Below are 22,260 nucleotides of genomic sequence, written 5' to 3' on the forward strand. Positions count from 1 at the left end.
AAGGGCCTGTTGCACCAGGCTTATTCATTTTAAAGGTGTTTACTAAGGGGGCTGCCGCACATGAATATGAGGTTATGCTTGCGGCTGCATGTCCGCAGCTTCCGCTGAGCTGTGGTTGATCATCCTGAAGCAGCATCCGAAGATGCTGTTCTGACCGGGGGGATTTGCGCATGTCGCAATGGTTAAAGGGAAAGACGGTTGTGCTGGGGGTAACGGGGGGGATTGCCGCCTTTAAAGGGGCGGCACTCTGCAGCAAGCTGGTCCAGGCTGGGGCCGATGTCCGGGTTGTGATGACCGCTTCCGCCGTCAAATTCATCGCGCCGATGACATTCCAGGCACTTTCACGGCATGCTGTGGCCGTCGATACGTTTGATGAGCAGGATGCGTCGGTTATCGCTCATATTGATCTTGCGGACCGCGCCGACTTGGTTATCGTTGCGCCTGCGACGGCCAATTTTATGGCCAAGCTGGCTTTGGGGCTGGGGGATGACATGCTGACGACGCTGCTGCTTGCTACCCGCGCCCCGATTGTGGTATGTCCGGCCATGAATGTGCACATGTACGCCAATCCGGCTGTTCAGTACAATATGGATACTCTTGCGAAGCGGGGAATCCGTTTCATTGAGCCGGGGGAAGGTCAGCTGGCCTGTGGCTACGTCGGCAAAGGGCGGCTTGCGGAGCCGGAGGAAATTATGGCCTCCATCGGCAGGTTGTTCGACACGCCGAAGCTGCTAGCCGGTAAGAAGGTGCTGATTACGGCCGGAGGCACGATCGAACGCATTGATCCGGTGCGGTATTTGACAAACGATTCCTCGGGAAAAATGGGCTTTGCGATCGCTGATGCGGCGCGGGAGCTTGGAGCGGACGTCACGGTCATCGCTGCGCGGACAAGCGTGGAGCCGCCCGCCGGGGTAAAGGCAGTGCGGGTAGAGAGCGCCGAGCAAATGCTGCATGCGGTGCTGGAGCGCTGCGCCCAAGCGGATATCATCATTAAATCGGCTGCGGTTGCCGATTATCGCCCGCTGGAAACCGCGGATCAAAAAATCAAAAAGCACGGCGAAACGATGACGATTACGCTCGTCCGCAACCCGGATATTTTAAGCCGTCTGGGGGAGCTGAAGCGTCCGGGCCAAGTGCTTGTCGGCTTTGCCGCCGAAACGGAGCGGCTTGAGGAGAACGCGCAGGATAAGCTGCGCCGCAAAAAATGCGATTTCCTTGTTGCCAATGATGTGAGCCTGGAAGGCGCGGGCTTCGGAACGGACACCAATATCGTGCGTATTTACAATGAAGACGGGCTGGTGGCCGATTTGCCGCAGCAGACAAAGCGTGAGGTGGCGGAGAAGCTGCTGGCTATCGTTTACGACCGTTTGCAGCAAGAGGGTGTGGCCAAGGCGTGAGGATTGCCAAGGTGATTGTTGATGTGCCCGCGAAGCAAACGAACCGGCCGTTCGATTACGCGGTTCCGCCGCATTTGCAGCCGTGGATTGACATTGGCAGCCGGGTGGGAATAACCTTCGGTCCCCGCCGGCTGCAGGGCTTCGTGGTGGAGCTGCTTGACGGCGAAGCCGGGCATGAGAGCGGGCAGGGAAGTGATGCCAGCCTCTGGGGTGCAGCGAATCCGTCCGGGCAGGAGCCTGGCGTAACCCGCGATGCAGGCCAGGCCAAGCGACGGCATGTAAAGCTAAAGGCCATTGAGCAGGTGCTGGACCCGGAGCCTCCGTTAAACAAAGAGCTAGTGGATTTGGCACGCTGGATGGGAAGCACATATATATGTCCGGAAATTACAGCGATGATGGCGATGCTGCCCGCTGCGCTCAAGGCCAATTACGAGCGGAAGGTCGAATGGTCCGATCCCCGCGAGTCTCGCCAAGCGTCTGCGCCAGGCCTTCTTCCGGAGGAGGAGCGGCTGGCTGCCTTCATCCGCCAAAAGGGCCCCCTTACGCTGGAAGCGCTGGCGGAGAAATTCCCGGGCCAAACCCATGTGATTCGAAGCTGGCTGGCGGAGGGATTGCTAACCGAAGTCCAGACCATGAAGGATCGGTTGTCCAAGAAAACGGTTCAAACCGCCTATGCCGCGCTTCCGGCTGAGGAGCTGACGGCTATTGCCAGAGACCTTCCGGCTAGCCGGGCGCGCCAGCAAATGCTGCTGGAGCGTATCGCAGCGCTGCCTGCGGGAGAAGGGATCGCCGTTGCCGAACTGCTGGCGGAGACCGGGGCCTCAGCCAGTACAGTCAAAACCCTGGCCGGTAAAGGATGGATTACGGTAGAAGCGGCCGAGGTGTTCCGGGATCCGTATGCCGGCCGTTATTTCGAGCGGACCCAGCCGCTTCCGTTGACGCCGGAGCAGCAGCAGGTATACGATGAAATCGCCGATGCGGTGGATGCCCGGCGGGCAGAGACGTTTCTTTTGTACGGGGTGACCGGCAGCGGAAAGACGGAAGTGTATCTTCAGTCGATCCAGCGCTGTCTGGACCAGGGGAGAGAAGCGATTGTTCTGGTTCCGGAAATATCGCTAACCCCGCAAATGGTGGAGCGATTTAAAGGGCGTTTCGGCGATTTGGTTGCGGTGCTTCACAGCCGGCTCTCTACCGGAGAACGCTTTGACGAATGGCGTAAAATCGCCCAAGGACGGGTAAAGGTGGCGATCGGGGCGCGATCCGCTATTTTTGCCCCGTTCCGGCAATTAGGACTTATTATTATTGATGAAGAGCATGAATCGTCATATAAGCAGGAGGAAAGCCCCAAATATCACGCCCGAGAGGTCGCGGTCAAGCGGGCTGAGGCTTATGGAGCTGCGGTTGTGCTCGGCTCGGCTACCCCTTCGCTCGAGAGCTATTTCGATACCCGGCAGGGTGGCGGCATCCGGCTGCTTCGTATGGCTGCCCGGGTGGAAGGCCGTCCTTTGCCCGAGGTGTATGTTGTCGATTTGCGGGAGGAATTGAAGGAAGGCAACCGTTCCATGTTCAGCAGGCGGCTGCATGAGGGGATCGCTTCGCGCTTGGAGCGGGAGGAGCAAATGGTGCTGCTGCTTAACCGGCGGGGCCATTCGACCTTTGTCAAATGCCGATCCTGCGGTTATGTGTCCGGCTGTCCGCACTGCGACATCTCCCTCACCTATCATCAGGTGAACCGGACGCTGCGCTGCCATTACTGCGGATATACCGAGCAGGAGCCTGCCATTTGTCCCGAGTGCGGAAGTACGCATATCCGTTATTTCGGCACCGGCACCCAGCGGGTGGAGGAGGAGCTGGCGAAGCTGTTTCCAGGCATCCGCGTCATTCGAATGGATGTGGATACGACAACGGAGAAGGGCTCCCATGAGAAATGGCTGACGCTGTTTCGGGAACGGAAGGCGGATGTGCTGCTGGGGACGCAGATGGTGGCGAAAGGGCTTGATTTTCCGCATGTCACGCTTGTAGGTGTAATTGCTGCCGACACGGTGCTGAACCTGCCGGACTTCCGCTCGGCGGAAAAAACATTTCAGCTGCTTACACAGGTCGCTGGCCGTGCGGGCCGGCATCACCTGCCCGGGGAGGTCGTCATTCAGACGTATACGCCGGAGCATTACAGCATTGAGGCTGCAAGCCGCCACGATTACGGCGCTTTCGTCCAGCGGGAGCTGGAGATGCGCCGGACGCTCGGCTATCCGCCCTATTGTCGGCTCATTCTCGTGACGCTGACCCATGAGCAGCTGCCGCTGCTTATGAAAACCGGCGAACGGCTGGCCGAGCAAATCAGGGTCCAGGGCCAGCTGCTTACACCGGCCTTGGAGCTGCTTGAGGTGCTCGGGCCGGTAGCCTCCCCGATTCCCCGCATTAAAGATAGATATCGGTTTCAATGTCTGGTAAAATATCGGGGAACCGCCGATGTAGCCTCTTTGGTTAGCCGGACTGCAGACCTTCTCGGAGAACATTTGAAGCAGCACAAGCTGCAAATCGGAATTGATGTCAACCCGCAGGTAATGATGTAAAGTTTGATGCGCTGTACAAATAGAATAGATATACGAAGCGATGAGGAGGCACGTGAGATGGCCATTCGATTAATTGTAAAGGATCCGGATGCCGTACTGCGCGAGGTTGCGCAGCCGGTCACGAAATTCAACCGTAATTTGCACAAGCTGCTGGATGATATGGCGGACACGATGTATGAAGCGGAGGGAGTCGGTCTTGCCGCACCGCAGGTAGGCATCTCCAAGCGGGTTATCGTTGTGGACTGCGGCGATGAGCACGGCGGGCTGATTGAGCTTGTGAATCCTGAGCTGGTAGCTAAGGAAGGCGAGCAATTCGGACCGGAGGGCTGCCTGAGCATTCCGGGCTTGACGGGCGATGTGCGAAGGGCGATGACTGTAACGGTGAAGGGGCAGGACCGGGACGGGAATCCGGTGACAGTAAGCGGCAGCGAGCTTCTGGCCCGTGCCTTCCAGCACGAGATTGACCATTTGAACGGGGTGCTGTTTACGGATTTGGCCGAGCAGCTGTATCATGGCGAGAAGCCGGATCGCAGCGGTCGCGGAGAGTAACCCATGAATATCGTATTTATGGGAACCCCCGAATTTGCAGTGGCTTCCCTGCAAGCTGTGCTGGAGGCCGGACACCGCGTGCTGGCGGTCGTCACCCAGCCGGACCGGCCGAAGGGCCGCAAGCGGGAGCTGACTCCGCCGCCGGTGAAGGTGGAGGCGCTGAAGCACGGATTGCCGGTGCTCCAGCCCGAGAAGCTCCGCAAGTCGGATGAGCTGCAGCAAATCATTAATTTAAAGCCGGATTTGATTGTAACCGCAGCGTACGGGCAAATTTTGCCCAAATCGCTGCTGGAAGCGCCGGCTTACGGCTGCATCAACGTACACGCCTCGCTGCTGCCCCGTTACCGGGGGGGAGCTCCGATTCATTATGCCGTGATGAACGGGGATGAGGTGGCCGGGGTCACCATTATGTATATGGCTGAAGGACTCGATACAGGCGACATGATCAGCAAGATTGAGGTGCCGATTACCGATGAGGATACGACCGGCACGATGTTTCATAAATTAAGCCTGGCAGGCGCGCAGCTGCTGCAGCGAACCTTGCCGCTCTTTGAACAGGGGCCGGTAGCTGGCGAACCGCAGGCGGAGTCGGAAGCGACCTATGCCGGCAATATTCGCCGCGAGGATGAACGAATTGACTGGAGCCGTGATGCAAGATCGCTGTTTAATCATATCCGGGGGCTGAATCCGTTCCCGGGGGCGTTTACGACCTGGAACGGGCAAGTATTCAAGGTGTGGGCAGCCGCGTCCCCGGGGCCTGCCGCCGCAGCGGGCTCCCAAAACGCACGAGAAGACGGTACCGTTCCAGGTACAGTTCTTCAACTGTCCGAGCAAGGAATTGAAGTGGCTGTCGGCGGAGGCTCCTTATGGCTCACCCAGGTCCAGCCGGCCGGGAAGAAAGCGATGCCCGCCTCTGAGTTTGCCCGAGGCGGAACCCTGCGTACGGGCACAGTGCTAGGGGGCGAGCCGCATGACGCTGAATAACCGCGGGAGAGGCCCGGGCTCTGGCGTAAAGGGGACCGGGGGCCAGGCCCCCCGGCAGGCTGCCGGGAAGGCGGACACGCCTAATGCTCGGGGAAAAGGCGGAGGTCAAGCTCCGGAACCAAAGCACAGCGGGGATAAAACCGTGGTGCAAGCCAAATCGGGGGCCAGAAGCGGAGTTGGAAAGAAAGCGCCGGCCCAAACCAGCCGCCGTCCAATGACGGCACGTGAAGCAGCGTTAGAAGTGCTGATCCGTGTTGAACAGGACGGGGCGTACAGCAACCTGTTACTCAATCAGACGCTGCAAAAGGCGGGGCTGGAGCGCAACGACAGCGGATTGGCGACCGAACTGGTGTACGGTGCGATTCAAAGGCGGAACACGCTGGATTACTATATCAGCCTGTTTGTCAGCAAGGGTGCAAGCCGCTTGGAGCCATGGGTGCGCGCACTGCTGCGGCTGAGCGTGTATCAGCTTGTTTATTTGGACCGGATTCCTGCTCATGCTGCGGTCAATGAGGCGGTAGCTATCGCCAAACGGCGCGGGCATGCGGGCATATCCGGGATGATCAATGCTGTGCTGCGCAGCATGATCCGCGAGCCGGAGCGTCTTCGGCTGCCGGAGCAGGGCTCTGCGGCAAGCCGGCTTGCGCTGGAGTTCAGCCATCCGGAGTGGCTTGTCGCCCGCTGGCTGAAGCAGTTCGGCGAAGCTGCAACGGCTGACATGTGCCGGGCGAACAACGAGCCTCCCCATGTGAGCTTGCGGGTAAATCGGCTGCGTACAAGCCGTGAAGCGCTTCTTGCGGAGCTTGCGGCCGGCGGTTATGACGCGCGGCCCTCGGAGGTCGCACCGGCGGGTATTATTGTACGCGGCGGAGGCAACATGGCGCTTACCGACGGGTATCGCTCCGGTGTATTCTCCATTCAGGACGAAAGCTCTATGCTGGTTGCCGAGGCTGTTGCGCCCGAGAAGGGGATGCTGGTACTGGACTGCTGCGCCGCGCCTGGCGGGAAAACGGTCCACATGGCGGAGCTGATGAATAATCAGGGCACGATCTATGCCGTGGATCAGCATGAGCATAAACGCCAGCTCATTGATGCTCAAGCGGATCGGCTTGGGCTGGCCTGCATTACATCGGCGACAGCAGATGCACGGCATCTGGCAGGCCGCTTTCCGGAGGCCTCGTTCGATCGCGTGCTGCTTGATGCGCCCTGCTCCGGGCTCGGCGTAATTCGGCGGAAGCCGGACGTCAAGTGGACCAAGACGCCGGAGGAAATCACAGCTCTGGCCGCACTCCAGCGGGAGCTGCTGGAGTCGGCCGCGCCTTTGGTGAAGCCCGGCGGCGTTCTGGTGTACAGCACCTGCACGGTGGAGCCTCTGGAGAACAGCGGGCAGGTGGAGGCTTTTTTGAAGCGGCACCCGGAATTTGCGCCTGATCCGCTGCCTGCTGCGCTATACCGGCTGCCTGCCCAGGGGCCGAATCGGCTGCAGGGCGGTAGTAGCCTCGATGGGGGCCAAAGGGCCGCAGGCGGAGCGTCAGTGTCCGGAACGTCAGTGTCCCGCGCGGCCCCTGCGGCAACCGAAGCCGAAGCGGAATTGCACTCCGCCTGCTTGCAGATTTTGCCGCATCATTACGGCACCGACGGCTTCTTCATCGCCAGAATGCGCCGCAAAGCGGAATATGATAAAATATAAGTTGCGTTTGCTTATGTTCAACAAATCGGTTATTAGGTTGTGATGGAATGAAGCCTTTTGTATATGATCTCAGTCTCGAAGGTTGGCAGGACTGGGTAAAAGAAAACGGGGAGCCGGCTTTCCGCGCCGGACAAATTTTTGACTGGCTGTATGTGAAGCGGGTGGAGAGCTTCGAGGAGATGAGCAATCTTTCCAAGGCGCTTCGCCAAAAGCTGATGGACCAGTTTGAATTTGTGACCCTGCAGGAAACCGCGCGGTATGAATCCAATGACGGCACGGTCAAGTTTTTGTTCGAGCTGTCGGACAAGAATGCGATCGAGACCGTTATCATGAAGCATAGCTATGGCAACAGCGTTTGTGTCACCACACAGGTCGGCTGCCGCATCGGCTGTACATTTTGCGCTTCTACCCTGGGGGGGCTGAAACGCAATTTGTCCAGCGGTGAAATCGTTGCTCAGGTCGTCAAGGCACAGAAGCTGCTGGACCCGAGCGGCGGGCGTGTCAGCAGTATCGTGATTATGGGTATCGGGGAGCCATTCGAGAACTATGACCCTGTTATGAATTTCTTGCGCATCATCATTCACGAAAAAGGGCTCAACATCGGGCAGCGGCACATTACGGTGTCCACCAGCGGCATCGTGCCGAATATTTACCGGTTTGCCGATGAGAATACCCAAATTAATTTGGCGATTTCCATCCACGCCCCGAACGATACGCTGCGTTCCAAGCTCATGCCGGTAAACCGCCGTTTTCCATTCGCGGATTTGATTGCCGCCTGCAAATATTATTTGGAGAAGACAGGCCGCCGTATAACGTTTGAGTACGCGCTCATGGGCGGTGTCAATGATCAGCCGGAGCATGCGGAGGAGCTGGCGGACGTGCTTATCGATATGATGCCGCTGTGCCATGTCAATCTGATTCCGGTCAACTTCGTCCAGGAACGAAACTTTGTGCGCACCTCGCGGGACGATATTTTCAACTTCCAGCGTATTTTGGAACGTAAAAAAATTAACGCCACCATCCGGCGGGAGCATGGCAGTGACATTGCGGCAGCCTGTGGACAACTGCGTGCGAAGCATTTGGAGTCAAAAGCGAGGTGATTTGCTTGAAAGCTGCGGGCAAAACAGACATCGGGCGCATCCGGGCCGTCAATGAGGACCGGGCGTTTTTTACAACAGGATTAAGCGGGTATGCACTGGCGATTGTAGCTGACGGCATGGGGGGGCATCAGGCGGGCGATGTGGCCAGCGAGATGGCCATCGATCTCATTACCAAGCATCTTGGGGAACGGATTCAAGAAGGAATGACTGCGGTACAGGCAAGCGAGCTGCTGCGGGAGTCCATCCTGTTTGCCAATGATCAGGTGTTTGAGTATGCGGCCCAGCAAATTCAGCTGCACGGGATGGGCACAACGGTCGTTGCGGCGCTTGCAACCCCGGAGGTACTTATCGTCGCTCATATCGGGGACAGCCGGGCTTACCGGCTTGACCGCGCCGGGCTGGTCAAATTGACGGAAGATCATTCGCTCGTCAACGAGCTGTTAAAGAACGGACAGATTACCCCGGAGGAAGCGAGCAATCATCCCCGGCGCAATGTACTGACCCGAGCGCTTGGGACAGAACCAGATGCCGATGCGGATGTGAATGTGTTTTTTTGGGAGCCCGGCGACCAGCTTCTGTTGTGTACGGATGGTCTGAGCGGCCTCGTTTCCGAGAGGGACATTGCCCGGATCGTTAGTGAAAGCAATTCTTTGGAAAAAACTGTCGACGGATTAATTGACAGCGCTCTGAAGGCGGGCGGAGACGACAATGTGACCGTTGTGCTTTTGGTCAATGATGAAATCGGCATGAATCAAGAAAGTGGGGTGAGCGAGCATGATAGGTAAGCAGCTAGGAGGACGGTATGAAATCCTCGAACGAGTCGGCGGAGGCGGGATGGCCATTGTTTATAAGGGCCACGATATGCTGCTGCATCGCAAGGTAGCCGTGAAGGTGCTTCGCCAGCAGTATGTGCATGATGAAGAATTTATCCGCCGCTTTCGCCGGGAAGCCCAGTCCGCTGCCTCGCTGTCTCATCCCAATGTAGTCAGTATTTACGATGTGGGACAAGAAGAGGATGTCCATTATATCGTCATGGAATACATTGAAGGCAAGACGCTGAATGATTTGATTAAGGAACGTGCGCCGCTGCAGGTCGATGAGGCGGTTCATATCGCAGCCCAAATCTGCGATGCGCTGGACCACGCGCATATGAATCAAATCGTGCACCGGGATATTAAGCCGCACAACATCCTGCTCGGCATCAACGGCCGCATTAAAGTGACGGATTTCGGTATCGCCCGGGCGGCGGACGCAACGCAAATTACGCAAACCGGCTCGGTGGTCGGTTCTGTGCATTATTTCTCGCCGGAGCATGCCAAAGGGGTTTCCACCGGCGCCAAATCAGACATTTATTCACTTGGTATTGTGATGTATCAAATGCTTACCGCACGGCTCCCGTTTTTGGGGGAAAGTCCGATTAGTGTTGCTTTAAAGCATCTGCAGGAAAATGTGGAAGATCCGCGAAACGTTAACCCGCTAATTCCGCAAAGCGTTGAGAACATTATTTTGAAATCCATGCGCAAAAATCCCGACGAACGTTATCATTCGGCCGGCGAAATGCTGCGCGATTTGGAATCATGCCTGACTCCGCAGCGGCGCTCGGAAGCCAAGCTTGCCTTTTTTGAGGATCGGGAGCTGGATGAGGAACGCACGCTTGTGATGCCGGCGATACGGGATTCAGGTACTGCCGCAGTGACAACCTCGGCAACGACGGACCGGCATGCAGCTTTCCGCCCGGAGGATGAGCGGCAGGTGGAAGGCAAGAAGCGGAGCATTTGGGCCCTCGTTGGAATTTGGCTTGCGGTAGCGGTCATTCTCATCGGCGGCATGTGGTTAGCGGTTGTGTATGCACTGGACAAAATCCGTGTCCCGGAGGTGGAGGTGCCATCCTTTGTCGGTCAGACGGCTAAAGTTGCGGAAGCCCGCTTGACGGAGCTGAAGCTCATTCCGAAGCAGATCACGGAGTACAATGAAGCGGTCGCCAAGGATGTCGTGTATGATCAAAAGCCGGCAGGCAGCACTGTCCGCGAAGGGGCGACGGTAAATATATACGTCAGTCTTGGGCCGCAGCCCAAGCAGATGCCGAATCTTACAGGCAAGACGGCAAAGGAAGCCGAGCAGGAGCTGGCAGCCATCGGGGTACAGCCTTCGCAGATTAAAACAGAAGAAGTGTTCTATGACGAGGAAGTCGGCAAAATTATTAAACAAAGCCCGGAGGCCGCTGCCGAGATGGACCCGAAAACTGTGGCGGTGAAGCTCACCATCAGCAAAGGCAAGGATACCTTCGCGATGCCGGACTTGATCGGCAAGACGGAGGAAGTGGCCAAGTCAACGCTGAAGGTGAACGGCCTTGAGCTGAAGGATGAGGATATTATCCGTCAGCCGAGCCTGAAGCAGACAAAAGGGAAAGTGTTTGACCAGTGGCCGTTTGAAGCCAATGAACCGGTCTCGAAGGGGCAGCGGGTCAAAATTTACGTCAGCACAGGCCTGCCTGAAGAAGCCGGAGAAATAAAGGTCAGTCTTCCGATTAGCCCGGATAAATCCGGAAAAAGCTCGGAAATCCGCATTCTTCTGACCGATGCGCGCTATGAAAACGTCGAGATTAAGAAACAGACCATTACGAAGCAGGAAGTGTTCGAAATCGTTGTCGTGGTGACGAAGGACAAAAATGCGGTCATTCAAGTGCTTCGCGACAATCAATTAACCGGCGATTCGCGCACAGTGACATACAAGGATTACGAAGCTTCTCAAAATAAAACGTCTACACCGGCAAGCGATGCCGGTACGGGCGCGAGCGCCCCTGCTGCTTCGCCGACACCAACGCCGACAGCGAAGCCCGTCTCCACGAAGCAGAACGGCGGGCAGCAGGCAGCAGCAGGAGGAGGGCATTAATGCCGCAGGGATTGATTGTGAAGGCGCTAAGCGGATATTACTATGTTCAGCCGGAGGGTGAAGAGGCGGACACGCTCGTCCAATGCCGGGCTCGGGGGATATTCAAGAAAAAAAACATGACCCCGCTTGTCGGGGATCGCGTATTTTACGAGCCGACTGAAAACGGAGAAGGCACCGTAACCGAGCTGATGCCCCGCTCCAGTGAGCTTATCCGCCCCCCCGTCAGCAATGTTGAACAGGCGATACTCGTTTTTTCGCTGACTGAGCCTGAGCTCAATTTTCAATTGCTGGATAAGTTCTTGGTTCATATTGAAAACGCAGGGCTATCTTCGGTTATTTGCTTGACCAAAGCGGATTTCGCGGAGGACAATGAGCGCCTTAAGGAACTGGCTGATAAGGTGCAGGAAATATATGGCCGAATCGGCTACGAGGTTGTAATGACAAGCTCGCGCAAGGGGACGGGGACAGAGCGAGCTGCCGAGCTCCTTGCCGGACGCATCAGCGTTTTTTCCGGCCAATCGGGAGTGGGCAAGTCCTCTCTCCTGAACCGGCTGCTGCCCGGCCTGTCGCTGGAGACTGCGGAGATTAGCATGAAGCTGGGCCGGGGACGGCACACAACCCGCCATGTAGAGCTGATCGCTCTGCCCGGCGGGGGCTATGTGGCCGACACGCCCGGCTTTAGCCAGCTTGATTTCCTGCAGATGGAAACCGAGGATTTGGGACGCTGCTTCAAGGAAATGGCCCGGATTTCAAGCAACTGCAGGTTCAGAGGCTGCACACACGAGCAGGAGCCGGGCTGCGCGGTGAAGGAGGCTTTGGCGGAAGGAGAGATTGCGCCGAGCCGTTACGAGCATTATATTAGCTTCTTACAGGAAATGAAGGACAAAAAGCGGAGGTACTAGCATACATGGTCATTATGGCTCCATCAATTTTATCGGCCGATTTCGCGCGGCTTGGGGAAGAAATTCAGGATGTAGAGCGCGGCGGCGCAGACTGGATTCACGTTGACGTTATGGACGGGCACTTTGTGCCGAATATTACGATTGGCCCGCTGATTGTAGAGGCTGTTCGCCCGTACACGAAGCTGACGCTGGATGTGCATCTGATGATATCCAATCCGGATGCCTATGTCGGCACATTTGCCAAAGCGGGAGCGGATCTGATTTCCGTTCATGCGGAAGCGGCGGTGCACCTGCACCGGACGCTGCAAACCATCAAGGACCACGGCAAGCAAGCCGGCGTTGTCTTGAATCCGGCTTCTCCGCTTTCACTGATTGAGCATGTGCTGGACGATGTGGATTTGGTGCTCATTATGACGGTCAATCCGGGCTTCGGCGGGCAAGCCTTTATTCCGGGCATGCTCCCGAAAATTCGGAAGCTTCGCGACATGCTGGATGAGCGGGGACGTACGGGCGTTCATATCGAGGTCGATGGCGGTATCCATGAGGGGACAGCGCCGCTTGTGGCCGAAGCGGGAGCTAATGTACTGGTTGCGGGCAATGCCGTCTTCGGGCAGCAGGACCGCGCAGGCGCATTATCCGCCATTCGCAACAGCATCACACGAAAGGGGTAGATGGGTGTGAGGGCGGTCGCTTTTATCGGATACAGCCTGTTGTGCTCTGCGCTGCTGGCGGTTTTTGTCCAGCTTCATGATGTAAGCCGCTATCTTTTTTCTCTGATTGCGCTGCTGCTCGGAGTACGCTTCTTCCGGAACTATGATTCGATGGGCACGCGGATCGGTTTTGTCGCTACGGTGTTCGTGCTGGCCATGCTGTTCAGCCTCATTTATTCGATGGCGGCGGAGATGAACGGCTGGTATTACAAAAAGCTGGAGTAGCCCGCAGCTTTTCTCTCTCCTTCCCGCGAAGATAGTAGTCACTTTTTGCCGGGGCGTGAATACAATAGAGGTATAACTGTTTGGAACGCGCTAGTCAAGCTGAGGTGCTCTTCGTAAATCGTGAAGGAGGGGTAGAGGTGAAATTTTACACAATCAAGCTACCGAGATTTTTGGGCGGTTTCGTAAAGGCGATATTGAATTCATTCAGCAAAAACTGATTTCTGTCTTTATACTTACACGTTCGTGACCCGCACATACCGAGCACAGGCGAGCTCGCCCTGCTGCCCAAATCGGATAAACCTTATGAAAAAAAGCACCCGGCTCAGCAGGTGCTTTTTGTCTGTATACACATTCGATTATACACGAACCACTTTACCGGATTTCAATGCGCGTGTGCTAACATAAACGCGCTTCGGTTTACCGTTAACGAGGATGCGCACTTTTTGAACATTGACGCCCCAAGTCCGTTTGGTTCTATTGTTGGCGTGGGACACGTTGTGTCCGCTGCCGGCTTTTCTGCCAGTAATGAAGCATTTGCGGGACATACCTTACACCTCCTTGAGCAAAATCAGCCGCAGGCGATTTGAAACGCAGGCGATCGTCATAAACATACTTAATAATGATAGCACAGCAGGGAGAAACTAGTCAACGACGAGACCAAGACAATTTGCGCATTTATTTCTACCCTTCCTTATAGTAAAATATATGCAATCCATATTTGACGCTGGATAATTGAAGGAGATGAATGGGACATGTCAATCCAACTTCAAACTGAGCTCGGAAAAATTCATGTATCCCCGGAGGTCATTTCTGTCTTGGCCGGCTCTGCGGCACTGGAATGCTACGGTCTTGTCGGTATGGCTTCCCGAAAGCAGCTGATGGACGGTATTGCCGAGCTGCTGGGAAAAGAAAACCTGAGCCGCGGTGTGGAAATCCGCCAGGAGCAGGAGCTGGTGAAGCTTGATTTATACATCGTGGTCAGCTACGGGATTAAAATATCCGAGGTTGCACGAAGTGTGCAAACCAAAGTAAAATACATGCTGAGTGAAGTGGCAGGCATACATGTGGACGAGATTAATATTATCGTGCAGGGAGTCCGGATTTCCCCATAGCACACTATAGAAAGGGGAATTGTATTGTTAGGAAAGCGCTTAACAACCTTGGATGGAACACAATTCGCGCATCTTGTTCTGACTGCGGCTAATCATCTTGGTGCTCATGCCGAGGATGTCAACGCCATGAATGTGTTTCCTGTTCCTGATGGGGATACCGGGACGAACATGAGTTTGACTTTAACCTTTGGGGCGGGTGAGCTGCGCAAGAAAGGAGCGGCACATCTGGGAACCGCTGCCGAGACCTTGTCCAAAGGGCTGCTGATGGGCGCGAGAGGCAATTCGGGGGTTATTCTTTCCCAGCTGTTCCGCGGAATGGCCAAGTCGCTGCACGATCAGGAGGCGGCGGACCCGCTGCATTTCGCCGCGGCTCTTCAAGCCGGCGTGGATACAGCGTATCAGGCTGTTGTCCGGCCGGTTGAAGGGACAATCCTGTCTGTGGCCCGTGAGGCGGCTAAGCATGCCGCGGGAGCTGCCCGCCGCTGCACTGATATGGACGAACTGATGCGTGAAGTGCTGTCCAAAGCACGGGAAGCGCTCGCCAGAACGCCGGACCAGCTGCCGGTATTGAAGCAGGTTGGGGTTGTTGATGCAGGCGGTCAGGGCCTTGTCTACATTTATGAGGCTTTTGCCGCTGCGCTTGCCGGACTTGCGGCCGGAACAAGGACTGCGGCTGAATTAAGCTTGGCTTGGCATGCTGCGAAGGGGGATCGGGGGGCCGGTACAAGCGCCCGGACTGTCCAGAGGGCCCAGGCCAAGCTGGAAACAGAAGCGATCGAGCATCAATATGATATGGAATTTTTCATCCGGCTTGCGCAGCATTCCGGGAGCAAGCCGTTTAGTGAAGCCGCGCTTCGCAGACAGCTCGAACGGATAGGCGATTCTGTCATTGTGATTCGGGACGGCGAAGAGGTTAAGGTGCATGTGCATTCCAGTGCGCCTGGCGAAGTGTTGAATTACTGCCTGACGTGCGGCGAGCTCGTTCGTATTGCCATCCTCAATATGCGTGAGCAGCACCGTGAACTGCTCCAGGAGCAATCGGAACAGACTGAGGTTTCAGCAAGTCCTGCCGCGGCAGGAGGCACAGCACCGCCAATCGCTGCTGTACACCCGGGCAACACGGATCAAGAAGCCGCCACCGGTACCGGACAGCAGCAAGCCGACAAGGAAACGGAAACGATGGAGCGGTACGGCTTTGTAGCGGTAGCCAGTGGAGAAGGGCTGACGTCCCTGTTTCACAGCCTTGGGGCGGTGAAGGTCATTTCGGGCGGCCAGTCCATGAATCCGAGCACAGAGGACTTGGTTCGTGCAGCCGAGGGCGTACATGCCGAGAATGTATTTATACTGCCGAACAATTCCAATATTATTTTGGCCGCGCGCCAAGCGGAGCAGCTGTCCGATCGTCGGATTATCGTGGTGCCGACCAAAACGGTTCCGCAAGGAATGGCTGCCTTGATTGCCTTCCAGGATCAGCTGGAGCCGGAGCAAAATCTTGCGTTGATGCTGGCACGTGCAGCTGAGATCAAGACAGGTCAAATTACAACTGCCGTGCGGGACACGGAAATGGATGGCCTGATCATTGAGCAAGGGGATACCATTGGCGTGCTGGACAGCACAATGGCGGCGGCGGACAAGGATATATTCTCTGCCTGCTGCAAGCTGCTGGAGGCGATGCTGGAGGATGGCGGCGAGGTGGTGACCGTTCTCACCGGGCAGGATGCGGACCCCGTACTTACGGAGCGGCTTGAAGGCTGGCTGGAGAAGTCCTACCCGGAGGTTGACGTGGAGACGTATGAGGGCGGACAGCCTGTGTATGCGTATTTATTTTCCGTCGAATAGCTTTCAGAATCCAACATGATCGGAGGAACGATAGTGAGCCGAGTTTACATTGTGACAGACAGCACATCCGATATTCCGAAGCCGCTGCGTGAGGAATATGGCATTCATCTGATACCGCTTCAGGTGCTGTTCGGTCACGAGGCTTTTTATGATTCGGTCACGATCGGGCCGGATGAGTTTTACCGCAAGCAGTCGGAAGCTTCCGTGCTTCCGACGACATCCCAGCCTTCGCCGGCTGAATTTCTGCAAACGTATCAAGCGATATTGGAGAAGAACCCTGCTGCGGCAATTATTTCTATTCATTTGTCCTCCAACCTCAGCGGGACGTACCAGTCGGCTGTAATTGCGGCTTCAATGCTTGATGGCGCTCCTGATGTGACGGTGATCGATTCCAAATCCGCGTCGTTTGGCATTGCCTTTCAGGTTGTTACCGCAGCCAAAGCGGCGAAGGAAGGCCGGACAAAGGATGAGATCCTTTCACGGATTGAGCGAATCAGGGAGAAGACCCGTATTTATTTTATTGTGGATACGCTGGAATATTTGCAAAAAGGGGGGCGTATCGGCAAGGCGTCCGCATTATTCGGCACCCTGCTGAACATTAAGCCCATACTGACCCTGGACCCGGAAGGGGTAGTAACCCCGATTGATAAGGTCCGAGGACATAAAAAAGCGGTAGCCCGGATCGTGGAGCTGCTGAAAGGGGAATTCGGCCCGGAGGTGCAGGTGGATGCTTGCTTTGCACATGCCGCAGCTCCTGAGCTATGTGATCAGCTGGAGCAGGCCGTAACGGGCGGGCTTCGCATAGAGAAGACCTTCTACGCGAGTGTAGGCCCCGTCATCGGCACGCATACCGGGCCGGGAGTTATCGCTGTATTCGTACATCCGGTGGTGTTGCAGTAACATGAGTGATTTGTACCAAATGCCTTTGAAGGCGCTGAAAGGAATAAGACGGCCGAAGATCGCGGAGCTTGAGGGGCTCGGTATTCGTTCCATAGGCGATTTGCTGGAATATTATCCGTTTCGTTATGAGGATTACCGGCTAAGGAGCTTGACTGAGGTCAAGGACGGAGAAAAAATTACGGTTCAGGCCAAGGTGGCCGGTGAGCCGGTGCTGCAAATGTACGGCCGGAGCAAATCAAGGCTCAGCTGCAGGCTGATGATTGACGGGCTGCTCGTAACCTCCGTCTGGTTCAACCGCCATTTTATGAAGGAACGCCTGCGGCCTGGCGCGGAGCTTATCGTGACAGGCAAATGGGACGGCCGTCGGATGCAGATGACCGTCAGCGAGGCGGAGTTTCCCGGCAGCACTACCTCCCGCTCAGGCACCCTGCAGCCGGTTTATTCGATTGGCGGCTCAATCACGCAAAATTGGCTGCGTAAACAAATCAGCGTGGCCTTATCCCAGTTCGGAGAGCTAATTGAGGAAGTGCTGCCCGAAGAACTGATTCAGAAGTATCGGCTGATGCCGAGAAATGAAGCGGTGTACCATGTCCATCATCCGGAGCATACGAAGGACGGGCAGCTGGCACGGACCCGGCTGGTATACGAGGAGCTGTTCTTGTTTCAGTTGAAGCTGCAAGCCTATAAAGCGACTCAGCGGGATCGTACGGACGGTATCGCCCACCGCTTCGACATGGAAGAGGTTCGCAGCTTCGTTCGGGGGCTTCCATTTAAGCTGACGAACTCCCAGAAGCAGGTCATTGCAGAAATATTGCAGGATTTGCAGGCGCCTTTCAGCATGAATCGGCTGCTGCAGGGTGATGTTGGGGCAGGGAAGACGGTTGTGGCGGCGGTAACCTTGTACGCATCTGTACGGGCCGGCTGCCAAGGCGCCTTGATGGTGCCTACCGAGCTGCTTGCCGAGCAGCACGCCCGTTCGCTGACAAAGCTGTTTGAGCCGTATGGGCTTCAAATCGGCCTGCTCACCGGCAGTCTCACCGAGCGTAAGCGCCGGGATGTGCTTTCCGCCCTGCAAATGGGATTAATCGATATTGTGGTCGGCACACATGCCTTAATTCAGGAGGATGTGTTTTTTCGGCGTCTCGGCGTCGTTGTGACGGACGAGCAGCACCGCTTCGGTGTGAATCAGCGCAGCATTTTGCGCCGGAAAGGCCAGCATCCGGATGTGCTGCTAATGACGGCGACGCCTATCCCGCGAACGCTGGCCATTACGGCCTTCGGAGACTTGGACGTGTCGACGCTGCGCGAGCTGCCCAAGGGACGCCTGCCTATTCTGACTTATTGGGTGAGGCCCGAGAAGCTGGAGGGCGTTATCGGAATGATGCGTAAGGAGGTCGGGGAAGGCCGTCAGGTTTATGTCATTTGTCCGCTTATCGAGGAATCGGAGAAGCTGGATGTGCAAAATGCGATTGATGCGTTCGTGCAGCTTCAACAGGCCTTGCATCCGATCCGAGTGGGCCTTCTGCACGGGCGGATGCCGGCTGCCGAGAAGGAGCAGGTGATGCGCCAGTTTAGCGAGGCGGAGCTGGACGTGCTTGTATCGACCACGGTCATCGAGGTTGGCGTAGATGTGCCGAATGCCAGTTTGATGGTCATTTATGATGCAGACCGGTTCGGCTTGTCACAGCTGCATCAGCTGCGCGGACGCGTCGGCCGTGGAGCCAACCAGTCCTATTGTGTGCTGATCGCTGATCCGAAGTCGGAAATTGCGATTGAACGCATGCGGACGATGACCGATACCAATGACGGCTTTGAAATCGCCAGACGGGATTTGGAGCTGCGTGGACCGGGAGATGTCTTCGGCACGAAGCAGAGCGGGATGCCTGATTTTCGGTTGGCGGATTTATCGGCAGATTTTGAATGGATGGAGCTGGCCCGGGACGATGCAGCCGCACTGCTGGGGGCAGCCGATTTCTGGACGGCAGCCAGGTATTTGCCATTGCGTGCGTACCTGCAGCGCGAGCAGGTGCCCGACGGAGAAGTTCTGGATTGATCGCGAAGCAAACCTATTCATCTCAAACATACATACGCCAGCACCAGAAAATACCTTTCCGGCCGAAGACTGCTCGGAGAGGATTTTTTGCTGTTCCATTCGATGGGATGTAGCATTGTGGAGAATCGTTTTTGCAATCCGGGCTCATAGACGGCATGAATCCGCGCTGCCGCTGCATACCTATAGAGTAGTCGGAGAAATCGGAGGTGCTGGGTGCCATGTCCTACATTAAGTACGGCATTACCCCCGAGTTTGTGGAACGGGTAAAACGTAAAATGAAAAATCCGGAGACCAAGGAACGGGTCAAAAAGGCGCTGCAGGGCGTTACGAAAACGGATTTGCAGGATCGGAGCAAGGTGCGCGCCTTGGTCAATCGCTGTGCGGCTATTTTGGGGGAGAAGCTGAGCGATCAGATGACCGACAATATGATCCGCTTCGTCATCGATCAGAAAATCGACCCGAACAACACGCTGCACTTGATCAAGCTGTGGGGCATGTTTCGGTGAGCGGAAGAAGCTTGGAGACCAGAGGACAGCAGGCAGGTCCAGACAGCGGAAAAAAGGCTGGAAGACGCCCGCAAAGCACCAAACGGTGCCTTGCGGGCGCGTGGAGGCATTAAATTTTGATGTCTACATTTTGACCCAGATGGGGGTTAACGCTTTGCTCCAGCAATTGAGCCACAGCTTGACCCTGCTGCTCCGACTGGCCTTGGACCAGCTTGAAAACTTGAACTCCGACTGATTGAGCTAGTGCCGCCTGTCTCATTGTAGTTGACAATGCTGCGATATCCATTGGACATCCCTCCTCTATTAATCCATCGGCAAATGACACCGTTTTTTTGAATGATTTTGACGCTGCCGCGCACAACAGTTTCGTCTTTTTTACGAGCAAGATGCCTTGCAGGGGGAAGCAGCCCTGATCCTGGCATCTTTTTTGTATGCGGCGGTTTTATTTGTATGCTTATCCGGTTCGGTCCATCTGTGCTTGAATCAAACCAGAGTGTACATGCCGCCGAGTCGGGCAGGCTGCAGGCTGCATATTCTAGTATATAGCTGTAAACTTCTAAAAAAAGGAGGAGCTGATAGACCATGGCGACGAAGGGCTTTGATTGTGCAACACCGCTTACAGCGCAAACAGCGGCGGCTTTTGCTGCGGACGGCTTTGAATTTGTCGCCCGCTATCTTGTGCCGAGTGGCTGGAAAAGGTTAACTGTGGACGAAGCGGAGCTGATTACGGCAGCCGGGCTGCAAATCGTATCTGTATATGAAACAACCGCAGATCGCGCACTGGGCGGACGGGAAGCTGGTCTTGCGGACGGTGCCGCGGCCATTCAGGTAGCCAAGCTGATCGGTCAGCCGGAAGGCAGCTGCATTTATTTTGCTGTCGATTTCGATGCGACCGCGGTCCAGATGCAAGCAGTAATCGCATATATTGAAGGCGCGAAAGAGGCAGCAGACGGGTACATCACTGGGGCTTACGGCTCTTATTCTGTTGTCGAAGCGCTTCATGCAAGCGGCGCCTGCTCCCGGTTCTGGCAGACCTACGCCTGGAGCAGCGGGAAGAAATCGGCGGCCGCGAACATTTATCAATATGAAAACGATATTACGATGAATGGCATTGGAGTGGACTTGAACGAGTCTTACGGGAATGAAGGCGGGTGGAATTTAGCAGTTGATGGGGAGGAGGAGGACGATATGGCGTTGAATTTACAGTACGATTGGCAGTGGAAGCAGCTTGGTGACGCACTGGACGGTCTGTACCACAAAGGGTTAATTTCAGATTATACCTGGGCGGAAAAAGCCTACAACCGCGAGCTGACATCCTCGCAATTATCGTGGCTGAACACTATTATTATTGCCCGTCAGGCCGGTGTTCAGGTCTAGATTCTGATCATGACTGCACATTCCATAGAATCAATTGAGCCTGCCGGGCAGGGCTTCAGCAGTGACCGGCAGGCTTGTTTGCGTTCAATGGCTTTCTTTTACTTGGCGTGGGTCAGCAGCTCGGAAACGGTCACGAATGTATAGCCCCGCTGTTTTAATTCAGGTAAAATAATTTTTAAAGCGTCAATGGTATGCGTCGGGCCTTCGATAAAGTCATGGAATAAAATAATATCGCCATTTCTTGTGTGCCCCAGCACCTTATCCACAATTTTGTTCACGCCGGGAGCCTTCCAGTCCTGGGTATCCTGATGCCACGACCATAACACAACCTTATAGCCTTCCTGCTTGGCGGTTTGAACAAGCTTGTCGTTATAAATACCGCCGGGCGGCCGGAATAAATGAGTACGGCGGCCGATGGCTGCAACAATCGTGTCTTCAGCCTTTGTTATTTCTTTTTTAATATTCGTTTTTTTGTTCAAATACGCATGGCTGTAGGTGTGATTCGCCACTTCGTGCCCTTCTGCTGCCGTGCGCTTGACAAGCTCGGGATGCAGCTTGACTTTATTCCCAACGACAAAAAAAGTGCCCTTGGCATTGTACTGCTTGAGCAGATCTAATATTTGTGCCGTGTAGCGTGGATGCGGGCCATCATCAAATGTAAGGGCAATGACCTTCTCGCTTGTCCGGACTTCCCAGATGACCTCCCCCCGGCTTTCGTAATATTTCCGATCTTTTTTTGGCGCTGCTGCATGGGCAGGCGAATGGACCATGGATACTGCAAGCATGAACAGCATGAGACTGATAAAAAACGTTCTGATGGCGGCTTCCCCCTGTCCTTTAAATTGTTCATTTATTTTACAATTCCCTGACAGGTCCTATTTTATAATTGTAAGGCAGGCAGGAAGAATGGCAGCCAGAACACGAAGGGCAAGTGAATAGAGCAAGCAGATATAAAAAGCAACCCTGTATTTACCATGCGGGACCGGTCAAATACAATAGGGCCTGGGATATTTTCCCGCTAGGTCGTTCTTCTCATGGTGCATATGGCAGATATTCGATATAATTTGTCGAGTGAACCATTTTAAGGAGGCGAAGCGAAGATGTACTATCAAGAAACCTATTATTTGAAAAGCGGCGCACTGGTAGAAATCCACAGAGAAAGCAACGATTCTTTCGAAGAACATCAAGAGAAGCTGTTCGATTTGATTTTTAATCCTCATACGATGCAGGGAGAAGATGTGATTGCTTTGCAACTGACATCTGCCAATAACAGACAATGCCTGGGCTTGAAACGGTCGGATATTAGTGCTTTCAAAATCGAGCTTGCTGACTAGTGCACTAAAACTTAAATATAACAACAGTTAAAAGCAAAGAACCTTGCCTTTATAAGTCCATTTAAAAGGCTTGGCCATGGTGGAGTTGAAGTAGTCGATAAACGCAAACACTTGTTT

At 55.3% G+C, this 22,260-nt stretch carries 22 protein-coding genes; 19 read left to right on the top strand and 3 right to left on the bottom strand.

Features of this window, described 5'->3' with window-relative positions; genetic code table 11:
- The first annotated feature begins 170 nt into the window (after positions 1–170).
- The 12 genes from coaBC to spoVM all read left to right on the top strand — a co-directional run bounded on the left by coaBC (position 171) and on the right by spoVM (position 13,240).
- Positions 171–1,397, top strand: a complete 1,227-nt coding sequence (gene coaBC, locus WBG83_RS15885) for a bifunctional phosphopantothenoylcysteine decarboxylase/phosphopantothenate--cysteine ligase CoaBC (protein ID WP_336746164.1) — start codon at positions 171–173, stop codon at positions 1,395–1,397.
- Positions 1,394–3,970, top strand: a complete 2,577-nt coding sequence (gene priA, locus WBG83_RS15890; RefSeq protein ID WP_336746165.1) for a primosomal protein N' — start codon at positions 1,394–1,396, stop codon at positions 3,968–3,970. Before coaBC ends, priA begins: the two co-directional genes overlap by 4 nt.
- Before the next feature lie 57 nt (positions 3,971–4,027).
- Positions 4,028–4,519, top strand: coding sequence for a peptide deformylase (gene def, locus WBG83_RS15895; protein WP_336746166.1), 492 nt, complete (start codon positions 4,028–4,030; stop codon positions 4,517–4,519).
- A gap of 3 nt (positions 4,520–4,522) precedes the next feature.
- Positions 4,523–5,503 carry a methionyl-tRNA formyltransferase gene (fmt, locus tag WBG83_RS15900; RefSeq protein ID WP_336746167.1) on the top strand — a complete coding sequence of 327 codons (981 nt, stop codon included), beginning with the start codon at positions 4,523–4,525 and terminating at the stop codon, positions 5,501–5,503.
- Positions 5,504–5,717: 214 nt separating this feature from the next.
- The gene (rsmB, locus tag WBG83_RS15905) at positions 5,718–7,193 is read left to right on the top strand and encodes a 16S rRNA (cytosine(967)-C(5))-methyltransferase RsmB (protein WP_336746188.1); all 1,476 of its coding nucleotides are present in this window, start codon (positions 5,718–5,720) and stop codon (positions 7,191–7,193) included.
- Positions 7,194–7,240: 47 nt separating this feature from the next.
- Positions 7,241–8,293, top strand: coding sequence for a 23S rRNA (adenine(2503)-C(2))-methyltransferase RlmN (gene rlmN, locus WBG83_RS15910; RefSeq protein ID WP_336746168.1), 1,053 nt, complete (start codon positions 7,241–7,243; stop codon positions 8,291–8,293).
- Complete coding sequence (locus WBG83_RS15915) at positions 8,290–9,078, top strand: Stp1/IreP family PP2C-type Ser/Thr phosphatase (protein WP_336746169.1); 789 nt, start codon at positions 8,290–8,292, stop codon at positions 9,076–9,078. The genes rlmN and WBG83_RS15915 overlap by 4 nt, the downstream gene beginning before the upstream one ends.
- Positions 9,068–11,185: a Stk1 family PASTA domain-containing Ser/Thr kinase gene (pknB, locus tag WBG83_RS15920; RefSeq protein ID WP_336746170.1), complete on the top strand. Its 2,118-nt coding sequence runs from the start codon at positions 9,068–9,070 to the stop codon at positions 11,183–11,185. Before WBG83_RS15915 ends, pknB begins: the two co-directional genes overlap by 11 nt.
- A complete protein-coding gene (gene rsgA / locus WBG83_RS15925) occupies positions 11,185–12,087 on the top strand; it encodes a ribosome small subunit-dependent GTPase A (RefSeq protein ID WP_336746171.1) in 903 nt (300 codons plus the stop codon). The genes pknB and rsgA overlap by 1 nt, the downstream gene beginning before the upstream one ends.
- Before the next feature lie 5 nt (positions 12,088–12,092).
- Positions 12,093–12,758, top strand: a complete 666-nt coding sequence (gene rpe / locus WBG83_RS15930; protein WP_336746172.1) for a ribulose-phosphate 3-epimerase — start codon at positions 12,093–12,095, stop codon at positions 12,756–12,758.
- Between the two features lie 6 nt (positions 12,759–12,764).
- On the top strand, positions 12,765–13,022 hold the full coding sequence (locus WBG83_RS15935) for a hypothetical protein (protein ID WP_336746173.1): 258 nt from the start codon (positions 12,765–12,767) through the stop codon (positions 13,020–13,022).
- A gap of 137 nt (positions 13,023–13,159) precedes the next feature.
- Positions 13,160–13,240 carry a stage V sporulation protein SpoVM gene (spoVM, locus tag WBG83_RS15940; RefSeq protein ID WP_336746189.1) on the top strand — a complete coding sequence of 27 codons (81 nt, stop codon included), beginning with the start codon at positions 13,160–13,162 and terminating at the stop codon, positions 13,238–13,240.
- A gap of 138 nt (positions 13,241–13,378) precedes the next feature.
- Here spoVM and rpmB read toward each other — a convergent pair whose 3' ends face one another.
- Positions 13,379–13,567, bottom strand: a complete 189-nt coding sequence (gene rpmB, locus WBG83_RS15945; protein ID WP_336746174.1) for a 50S ribosomal protein L28 — start codon at positions 13,565–13,567, stop codon at positions 13,379–13,381.
- A gap of 207 nt (positions 13,568–13,774) precedes the next feature.
- Here rpmB and WBG83_RS15950 point away from each other — a divergent pair, with 207 nt between their 5' ends.
- The 5 genes from WBG83_RS15950 (at position 13,775) to WBG83_RS15970 (ending at position 19,432) form a co-directional block, all read left to right on the top strand.
- Entirely contained in the window at positions 13,775–14,134 is a 360-nt protein-coding gene (locus WBG83_RS15950) for an Asp23/Gls24 family envelope stress response protein (RefSeq protein WP_336746175.1), read from the top strand.
- Between the two features lie 24 nt (positions 14,135–14,158).
- A complete protein-coding gene (locus WBG83_RS15955) occupies positions 14,159–15,973 on the top strand; it encodes a DAK2 domain-containing protein (RefSeq protein ID WP_336746176.1) in 1,815 nt (604 codons plus the stop codon).
- Positions 15,974–16,006: 33 nt separating this feature from the next.
- On the top strand, positions 16,007–16,873 hold the full coding sequence (locus tag WBG83_RS15960) for a DegV family protein (RefSeq protein WP_336746177.1): 867 nt from the start codon (positions 16,007–16,009) through the stop codon (positions 16,871–16,873).
- Position 16,874: 1 nt separating this feature from the next.
- Complete coding sequence (gene recG / locus WBG83_RS15965; RefSeq protein ID WP_336746178.1) at positions 16,875–18,926, top strand: ATP-dependent DNA helicase RecG; 2,052 nt, start codon at positions 16,875–16,877, stop codon at positions 18,924–18,926.
- Positions 18,927–19,144: 218 nt separating this feature from the next.
- Positions 19,145–19,432, top strand: a complete 288-nt coding sequence (locus tag WBG83_RS15970; RefSeq protein WP_336746179.1) for a stage VI sporulation protein F — start codon at positions 19,145–19,147, stop codon at positions 19,430–19,432.
- 109 nt (positions 19,433–19,541) lie between these two features.
- Here WBG83_RS15970 and WBG83_RS15975 read toward each other — a convergent pair whose 3' ends face one another.
- The gene (locus tag WBG83_RS15975) at positions 19,542–19,718 is read right to left on the bottom strand and encodes a YjfB family protein (RefSeq protein WP_336746181.1); all 177 of its coding nucleotides are present in this window, start codon (positions 19,716–19,718) and stop codon (positions 19,542–19,544) included.
- Positions 19,719–20,014: 296 nt separating this feature from the next.
- On the opposite strand from WBG83_RS15975, the gene WBG83_RS15980 reads away from it, so the two are divergent.
- Entirely contained in the window at positions 20,015–20,809 is a 795-nt protein-coding gene (locus tag WBG83_RS15980) for a DUF1906 domain-containing protein (protein WP_336746182.1), read from the top strand.
- A gap of 98 nt (positions 20,810–20,907) precedes the next feature.
- On the opposite strand, the gene WBG83_RS15985 is transcribed toward WBG83_RS15980, so the two are convergent.
- Positions 20,908–21,594: a polysaccharide deacetylase family protein gene (locus WBG83_RS15985; RefSeq protein WP_336746183.1), complete on the bottom strand. Its 687-nt coding sequence runs from the start codon at positions 21,592–21,594 to the stop codon at positions 20,908–20,910.
- Positions 21,595–21,909: 315 nt separating this feature from the next.
- On the opposite strand from WBG83_RS15985, the gene WBG83_RS15990 reads away from it, so the two are divergent.
- On the top strand, positions 21,910–22,143 hold the full coding sequence (locus WBG83_RS15990) for a hypothetical protein (RefSeq protein WP_336746184.1): 234 nt from the start codon (positions 21,910–21,912) through the stop codon (positions 22,141–22,143).
- The last annotated feature ends 117 nt before the right edge of the window (positions 22,144–22,260 follow it).

This window comes from Paenibacillus sp. y28 (genome assembly GCF_037137075.1).
Taxonomy (GTDB): domain Bacteria; phylum Bacillota; class Bacilli; order Paenibacillales; family NBRC-103111; genus JBBBNV01.